At 65.3% G+C, this 7799-nt stretch carries 7 protein-coding genes; 1 reads left to right on the top strand and 6 read right to left on the bottom strand.

Features of this window, described 5'->3' with window-relative positions:
• Positions 1-101: 101 nt before the first annotated feature.
• On the top strand, positions 102-2336 hold the full coding sequence (locus D577_RS0103185; protein ID WP_018946135.1) for a bifunctional (p)ppGpp synthetase/guanosine-3',5'-bis(diphosphate) 3'-pyrophosphohydrolase: 2235 nt from the start codon (positions 102-104) through the stop codon (positions 2334-2336).
• Here the strand turns inward: D577_RS0103185 and D577_RS0103190 are convergent.
• The 6 genes from D577_RS0103190 to D577_RS0103215 form a co-directional block, all read right to left on the bottom strand.
• The gene (locus D577_RS0103190; protein ID WP_018946136.1) at positions 2333-2671 is read right to left on the bottom strand and encodes a flagellar protein FliT; all 339 of its coding nucleotides are present in this window, start codon (positions 2669-2671) and stop codon (positions 2333-2335) included. The two genes, D577_RS0103185 and D577_RS0103190, sit on opposite strands and share 4 nt — an antisense overlap.
• A gap of 9 nt (positions 2672-2680) precedes the next feature.
• A complete protein-coding gene (gene fliS / locus D577_RS0103195) occupies positions 2681-3103 on the bottom strand; it encodes a flagellar export chaperone FliS (RefSeq protein ID WP_018946137.1) in 423 nt (140 codons plus the stop codon).
• Positions 3104-3137: 34 nt separating this feature from the next.
• Positions 3138-4487, bottom strand: coding sequence for a flagellar filament capping protein FliD (fliD, locus tag D577_RS0103200; RefSeq protein WP_018946138.1), 1350 nt, complete (start codon positions 4485-4487; stop codon positions 3138-3140).
• A 282-nt stretch (positions 4488-4769) separates the two neighbouring features.
• Positions 4770-5222: a flagellar protein FlaG gene (locus tag D577_RS14420; RefSeq protein ID WP_244263424.1), complete on the bottom strand. Its 453-nt coding sequence runs from the start codon at positions 5220-5222 to the stop codon at positions 4770-4772.
• Between the two features lie 65 nt (positions 5223-5287).
• A complete protein-coding gene (locus tag D577_RS0103210; protein ID WP_018946140.1) occupies positions 5288-6496 on the bottom strand; it encodes a flagellin in 1209 nt (402 codons plus the stop codon).
• A gap of 382 nt (positions 6497-6878) precedes the next feature.
• A partial coding sequence (locus D577_RS0103215; protein ID WP_018946141.1) for a flagellin occupies positions 6879-7799 on the bottom strand: 921 nt, incomplete at its 5' end.

A 7799-nucleotide genomic window follows, 5' to 3' on the forward strand; every position in this document is an offset into this window, starting at 1 on the left:
CATCCCCGTCAACGGGCGCAACTCGCGTACAATACGATCCGTACTGCCCATAGCCACCGACACGCCGCAAAACCCCATCCGCGCCTGAAACGGTCCTCGCGATGCGCCATTCCCTGTTGACCAACACCGAACTCCGCGGACTGGATCGCGACCAGCTTTTGCGCCGCCTGGCCGGCGGCGACGCCCCGGATGGCGCCCTGGCCTCCGCACTGGACCGCGCGCTGGAGTCGGTGGACGCCGCCGGTCTGGAGGCGCATGCGCTGGACGTCGCCGAGATCCTCCGCCACCTCAACGTCGACCGTCAGACCCTGATCGCCACCCTGCTGGTCCCGGTCTTCCTCGCCGGGCACGCCGACGCGAAGGCCCTGCGCCGCGACTACGGCGAACGCGTCGCGCAGCTCACCGAGAACGTCTCCGCACTGGTCCGCCGACGCTTCGAGACCCCGGCCGGCCGACCCGAACAGGCCGAGCGCCTGCGCCGCATGCTGATGGCCATGGTCGACGACGTGCGCGCAGTGCTGATCAAGCTGGGATTCCGCGTACAGCACCTGCGGCTGGTGGTGAAGGAACCCGACACGGGCGCCCGCGCGCTGGCGCAGGAAACCCTGGACGTGATCGCCCCGCTGGCCAACCGGCTGGGTGTCGGCCAGCTCAAATGGGAGATGGAAGACCTCTCGCTGCGCATCCTCGAACCCGAGACCTACCGCGATATCGCGCGCGGGCTGGAGGAGAACCGCACCGAACGCGAAGAGTACGTCGCGCGCTTCACCCGGATGCTGGAAAAGCATCTGGCCGATGCCGGGATCGAGGCCCGGGTGTTCGGCCGGCCCAAGCACATCTACAGCATCTGGAAGAAGATGCAGCGCAAGAACACCTCGCTGTCCGAGCTGTACGACCTGCGCGCCACGCGCGTGATCGTCGACCGACTGGCGACCTGCTACACCGTGCTGGGCGTGGTGCACAACCACTGGCGCCACCTGCCCGGCGAGTTCGACGATTACATCGCCAACCCCAAGGACAACGGCTACCAGTCGCTGCACACCGCGGTGGTGGGGCCGGAGGGCAAGTTCGTGGAAGTGCAGATCCGCACCCGCGAGATGGACGAATTCGCCGAACTCGGGGTCGCCGCCCACTGGCGCTACAAGGAAGGCGGGCGCGAGGACCGCGCCCTCAACCAGGCCATCACATCGCTGCGCCAGCTGCTGGAAACCGACGGCTCCGACCAGAACCTGCTCGACGAGATCCAGAGCGAGCCGCTGCACCAGCGCGTATTCGTACTGACCCCGCAGGGCGACGTGCTGGATCTCGCCCAGGGAGCCACGCCGCTGGATTTCGCCTACGCCGTGCACACCGAGGTCGGGCATCGCTGCCGTGGCGCCAAGGTGGACGGTCGCATCGTCCCGCTGACCCACCGCCTGCGCTCCGGCGAGCGGGTGGAGGTCCTCACTGCCCGCGAGGGCGGCCCCAGCCGCGACTGGCTCAACCCCAACCTCGGCTATCTCAACACCTCGCGGGCGCGGGCCAAGGTGCGCACCTGGTTCCGCCAGCAGCATCAGGACGAGCACCTCGCCACCGGCAAGCAGCTGTTCGACCGCGAATGCCAGCGCCTCGGACTGCACGAACGCATCCCCGATCTCGACCGCGACGAACTCGCGCGGCAGATGAAATACCCCGGGTTCGACGAGCTGATGATCGCGCTGGGCGCCGGCGACATCACCACGGGACAGATCGCCGGACGCCTGGCGCAGATGATCCGCGAGCGCCGCGAACGCGACAAGACCCGCGAGGAGGCGCCCGCCGCGCCGAGCCCCCGTCGCCGCGAGGGCCGCCGCGATGGCGACGCCGCGGATCACAACGCCGAGGACATCCGCATCCGCGGGGTCGGCGGTCTGCTCACCACCCGCGCGCAGTGCTGCGACCCGCAGCCCGGGGACCCGATCATCGGCTTCATCACCCGCGGCGCCGGGGTCTCCGTGCACCGCGACGACTGCCCCAACATCCTCCATCTGCCGGAGGACAAGCGCGCACGCCTGATCCCGGTCAGCTGGGGCGACGAACCCGAGACCGAGATCGTGTCGCTGGAGCTGGAGGCGCAGGACCGCCCCGGGCTGTTCGCCGAGGTCGGCGGGGTATTCTCGCAGAGCGGGATCAACCTGCTGCGGGTCAACACGCAGACCGATCCGGAAGACCGCAGCGTGCGCATGGAACTTGAGGCGGAGGTCTCCGACCTGAGCGAGCTGAGCGGCCTGTTCGACCGCCTCTCCTCACTGGAAAACGTTTACGGCGTCCGGCGCGCGCAGGATCCGGCAACCGCGCCGGCATCCCGCAACAACTAACCGGTGCGCCGGGCCGCCTGGTAGGCGTTCACGCCCTTGCGTCCGGCCTTGAGACCCTTGATCTCGTCCAGGGTCGCGCGGCGGAGCTGCTCCAGTTCGGGGACCGTCTCACGGTAGAACTCGGACAGGGCCTCCAGCGCGGCGCGCGACCGCGCCCCGGAGGTATCCGCCAGACGCGGATCGGAACCGAAGGCTTCCTCGATCAGCCCGCGGGCCTGGAGGTCCAGTTCCGGGAGGTCTTCCCAGGCCTCCTCGTGCACCGCGGTGCGCAGGCGCTGGAGAACGACCTCCAGGTCCTCCTCGAGTGAGGTCGCCGAAGAGGACGAATCGGCCATGCCGCCGGCCTAGCTCGCCCGGTTGGAGGCAGCGTTGCGGTATTCGGGCGGGATCTCGTCCCAGCCCGCCTTCACCTCGCGCAGGAGCTTCGACACCTCGTCCAGACGCTCCGGATCGTTGTGCAGGTTGGCCTCGGTCAGGCGGCGCATCATGTAGGAATACAGCGCGGCCAGGCGCTCGGCCAGTTCCGGATTGTGCTTGTCATCCAGCATCGAGCGCAGGGAATCGATGATGTCGATCGCCTTGCCGATACGTTCACCCTTGTAAGCGATATTGCCAGCCTTCATCGCACCCTTGGCCACCGCGATGCGTTCCAGCGCACCCTCGAACAGCATCTGCACCAGGCGGTGCGGATCCGCGACCTGCACCTCCGACAGCATGCCCGCCTGGCGGTAGGAATCCACGTTCTTTCTCATGTTCATGCCGTACATGCTCGCCTCCGTTGCTCTCCCCCCGAGAGGGTCGTTAAATCATGCCACCGCCCATGCCGCCACCGCCACCGAGCCTCTGCTGCAGGAAGTCACCCGTCTGCTGCATCTGGGCGACGGAGGTATCCATGCTGGAGAACTGGCGGACCAGCCGGTCTTCCAGCCGTTCAATACGGTCATCCAGCCGCTCGCGCTGACGGTCCACGCGATCCTGTTCGTTCTGCAGCCCGTCCTGACGGGTCTGAATCAGGCCTTCCGGCCCGGTAATACCCTGCAGGGTCTCTTCCATGCCGCCGGCGATATCGCGCACCATGGCGGACACGTCCTCGAACCCTTCGCGATCCATCACTTCGTCAAAACGCTGGGTGTCAAAAGACAGCGTGCCGTCACGCTGAGTCGTGATCCCGAGTTCGGCGAGTGTCTGGTTGTTGATGCCCTCGACCTGGGAACGCTCCGTCAGCGCATTGCTCATGCGGCTGCGCGCCGAGCGAACCGTACTGTCACCAGTGAGTACCGCGGCCTCATCTTCTTCGGCATCATAGGCGGTGAGCTCGTTGGTCTCGGAGACCATCGTGTTGTAGGCCTCGACGAAGGACTCCAGACCGTTCCGCAGTTCGTCCTGGTCCTCGCTCACCGAAACCGAGGTCTGCCCGACCCCCTCGAGGTCGATGGCCATGCCCTCGATGGTGTCCTCCAGGGTGTTGGAGGCGCTGGTGATCTCCATGCCGTCGATTGTCACCAGGGCGTCCTGTGCTTCAACGGTGACGGTCTCGGGATCCCCGAGATTCGCGAGCCGGTCCAGGTCCGCGTCGCCGTCCACTTCGACGTTGATCGTGTTTTGCTCGCCCGTGCTCTCGGACGTCATGGTCAGCCGCGGACCGTTCCCGTCGTTGACGATGGAGGCACGCACCCCGGCATCGGCGTCGTTGATGGCATTGCGCAGATCGTTGAGGGTGTCGCCCTCCTCCACGTCGAGCGAGACCGCCTCGCCATCACCCACCGAGATGCTGAAGGTGCCGGCACCGACCTCCTCGTCCGTGGAATCGAACAGACCGGAATCCGAGGCCACGGTCTGCGCCTCGGCCAGCTGCTGCACATCCATGTTGAAGTCGCCGTTGGGCGCATCCCCGGTGATCACCACCGAGGCCACATCCTCGTTACTCAGCGAGGCCGACTGCTCGGGCTCGAAATCCGCCAGATTCGATAGCGCCGAACCGATGCCGTCCATGCTGCTACTGAGCGAGCCATAGGCCGAGATCTCGGCCTCGATGCGTTCCTCGCGCTCGTTCAGGCGTTCCTCGCGCGGCGCACGCTGCGCGTTGACCAGATCGCCCACGATCTGATTGAGATCCAGCCCGGAACCGACACCGAGAGAACTAATGGCCATGATCGTTACCTTCCTGCCCGCTTCGCGGGTGTCCCGTCGTTTCTGATCAGGTTAACGGCCCTTCTGCCGAAAACTTGAGCGGATGAATCATTAAGGACCCCGGCCTGCTCCCCGCGGGTCACCCTCAAGGCTGAAGAGTCACCGTAGGAGCGGCTTTAGCCGCGAAAATGGCGCCATGAGCCCCCACATCCACATTCGCGCGCAAGCGCGCTCCTACAAGGACCGGGCCAGCGCAATAACGTTTTCAACATAGCAAGAACAATGCCGTCCGGCCCGAACCGCTCATGCCTTGTCGACAAATCCCGTGCCGCCAAGATCCCGCTCGTTCTCGAAATGCTCCGCCAGGGCCAGCATCTGCTCCGGCGGGATCTGGCGGATAATCTCGTCGCGGTCACCGTCCATCACCGTAATCACGGTACGGCCGGAGGAATCGTCGACACTGAATTCCAGCGAGCGCTTGCTGTTCTGCAGATACGCATTGATGGATTCCACCACCGGCTCCAGGTCGGAGGCCTCCACCGGTTCCGCCCGCTCGCGGTCCGCCGAACCGGAGCCTTCCTGCCGCACGCCGGGGTTCTCCCCGGCCACGACGGCACCGGTTTTCCGCTCGTCCGACACACTGTCGCCTCGAGGGCCCGTACCGGTGGCCGCCCCCCCTATCCCGGCGTCGCCGGAACGCGACGGAAGGGCCGGAGGCAACGCCCCGGGCGGATTGTTGTTGATCATGTCACTCATTGAACAAGCCTCCATGGGCCGCCCCAGAGCCATCCCCCGGAGCGGCCCTTGCGGTCAAGGAGAGTTTACTGCAGCAGCCCGAGGACATTCTGCGGCACCGCATTGGCCTGCGACAGCACCGAGATGCCGGCCTGCTGCAGGACCTGCGCCCGGGTCAGTTCCGCCGTCTCGGCGGCAAAATCCGCGTCCATGATCCGCGACCGCGCATCCGACAGGTTCTCCGCCCCGATCTCCAGGTTGGAGATGGTGCTCTCGAACCGGGTCTGCACCGCACCCAGCTCCGAACGCAGCGAGTTCACCTGATCCAGCGCCCCGTCCAGGGCACCGATGGCCTGAGTGGCGGTATCACGGGTCGTCACGTCGATCTCGGTCAGATTGACCTGCACGGCTTCGTCCCCGTCACCTGCTCCATCGCCGAAAAGCGTTACGTCAGCGGCGCCCTCGATCTCGGCCGTGCCCCCATCCACATCAAACCCGGCGTCAAAGGCCCCGGTAATCGAAATCGAAGTCTCGCCTTCGTTGTTCACCCGCAGCGCGGCCTCCAGGCTGGCCTCCGAGATCACCTCATCATCGATGGCCTGGGCAGCAATCTCCTCATTGATTGCACGAACCACGTCATCCATGGTCTGGACGTCGTCTCCACCAATGCCCACTGTAATGTCGGTATCGGTCCCGTCCACGCTGATGGTGATCGTACCGTCAAAACCCTCCAGATCACTGAGCTGGTCCGAATCCAGCCCGCCTGCGCCGATCACCTCGGTCGCTCCCAGCTGGGTGGTCCGAGCATCCACGCCGCTCACGTTGGTCATCTGGCCCTGGTTGGCACCGACCTGGAAGAACAGATCCTCCACGCTGCCGTCCAGGATCTTCTGCCCGTTGTACTCCGTGTTATTCGCGATCCGGCCGACTTCTTCCATCAGCTGCTGGACCTCGTCGTTGATCGCCTGGCGGTCCGATGCCGAGTTCGAATCGTTCGCCGCCTGCACGGCCAGCTCGCGCGCCCGCTGCAGCGAGTCGCTCACCGTATCCAGCGCACCCTCGGCCGTCTGGGCCAGAGAGATCCCGTCGTTCGAGTTGCGTACCGCCTGATTGAGGCCGTTGATCTGCGACGTAAAGCGCTCCGAGATCGCGAGCCCGGCGGCGTCGTCCTTCGCGCTGTTGATCCGGAGACCGGACGACAGGCGCTCCAGACTCTGGGCCAGCGCGCTCTGGGAGTTGTTCAGATTACGCTGGGCATTCAGTGACATCACGTTCGTGTTGATGACCTGAGACATGGCTCTTTCTCCTCGTTCCATGCGGCCCCGAGGCGGGGCCAACAGCCCCGTTACGGGGGCCAACCGCGCGGACAGTAATCCGCTCCTGACTTCGGTAACGGCCGAGCGGCAAGCACCTTTAGCCCCACCGGCAATTTTTTTCCGCCCCGCTCCGACGCGCCATGTCGCGCTGCAACGCCTTCTCCACAAATTCTGGCCGACCCCGGCGGCAATTTCCTGCCGGCCCCGGCCCCGGCCCCTGTGGGAGCGCGCTCGCGCGCGAAACCAGCGCCCGTCGAAACCACCGACCTCAAGATCCCACACACACAAAAAAGGCCCGCCCCGATCACTCGGGGCGGGCCCTCGGATGGCCCGCGGCACGGGCCCGGAGGAAACCTCCTTCTTACTGCAGCAGACCCAGCACGTTCTGCGGCACCGCATTGGCCTGCGACAGCACCGAAGTCCCCGCCTGCTGCAGCACCTCGGCGCGCGTCAGCTCCGCCGTCTCCGCCGCAAAGTCCGCATCCATGATCCGCGAACGTGCATCCGAAAGGTTCTCCGATCCGATCTCCAGGTTCGAAATCGTGCTCTCGAAACGCGTCTGCACCGCGCCCAGCTCCGAACGCAGAGAGTTCACCTGATCCAACGCGCCGTCCAGCGCACCGATCGCCTCGGTCGCGGAGTCCCGTGTGGTCACATCGATATCGGTCAGATTTACCTCCTCCGAATCTGCACCATCAAAAAGGTTGCCACCATCCTGATCTACGGAAAAATCGGAATCAAAGGCGCCAGTGATAGCAATCCCCTGGTTTCCATCGTTATCCACACGCACCGAGGCCTCCAGGTTGGCATCGGATACCGCTTCCGCCGCATCGCCGTCGCCGGCGGCCACATCCGCAATCTCACTGTTGATCTCGCGAACCACGTCATCAAGGGTGTCGACGTCATCACCCAGTTCCACCGTTACCGCATTATCTTCGCCTCCAACGTCGATCACGATGTTTTCCTGATCGGAGAAATCGAGATCCGCGAGAGTATCGGCGTCCAGGGTGTCCCCCACAGCTTCCTGCATCCCCAGCTGGGTGGTGCGCGAATCCACGCCGTTCACGGCCGTCATCTGCCCCTGGTTGGCACCGACCTGGAAGAACAGATCCTCCACACTGCCGTCCAGGATGTTCTGACCGTTGTACTCCGTGTTGTTCGCGATCCGGCCCACTTCCTCCATCAGCTGCTGGACCTCGTCGTTGATCGCCTGACGGTCCGACGCCGAGTTAGAATCGTTCGCCGCCTGCACCGACAGCTCGCGCGCACGCTGCAGCGAGTC

Source organism: Thioalkalivibrio sp. AKL17 (genome assembly GCF_000377885.1).
In the GTDB taxonomy this organism is placed as follows: Bacteria; Pseudomonadota; Gammaproteobacteria; order Ectothiorhodospirales; family Ectothiorhodospiraceae; genus Thioalkalivibrio; species Thioalkalivibrio halophilus.

Excerpts from the sequence above, each read along its gene's own strand:
- D577_RS0103185 (WP_018946135.1), top strand. The coding sequence starts at position 102 with ATGCGCCATTCCCTGTTGACCAACACCGAACTCCGCGGACTGGATCGC.
- D577_RS0103190 (WP_018946136.1), bottom strand. The coding sequence starts at position 2,671 with ATGGCCGATTCGTCCTCTTCGGCGACCTCACTCGAGGAGGACCTGGAG.
- fliS (WP_018946137.1), bottom strand. The coding sequence starts at position 3,103 with ATGTACGGCATGAACATGAGAAAGAACGTGGATTCCTACCGCCAGGCG.
- fliD (WP_018946138.1), bottom strand. The coding sequence starts at position 4,487 with ATGGCCATTAGTTCTCTCGGTGTCGGTTCCGGGCTGGATCTCAATCAG.
- D577_RS14420 (WP_244263424.1), bottom strand. The coding sequence starts at position 5,222 with ATGAGTGACATGATCAACAACAATCCGCCCGGGGCGTTGCCTCCGGCC.
- D577_RS0103210 (WP_018946140.1), bottom strand. The coding sequence starts at position 6,496 with ATGTCTCAGGTCATCAACACGAACGTGATGTCACTGAATGCCCAGCGT.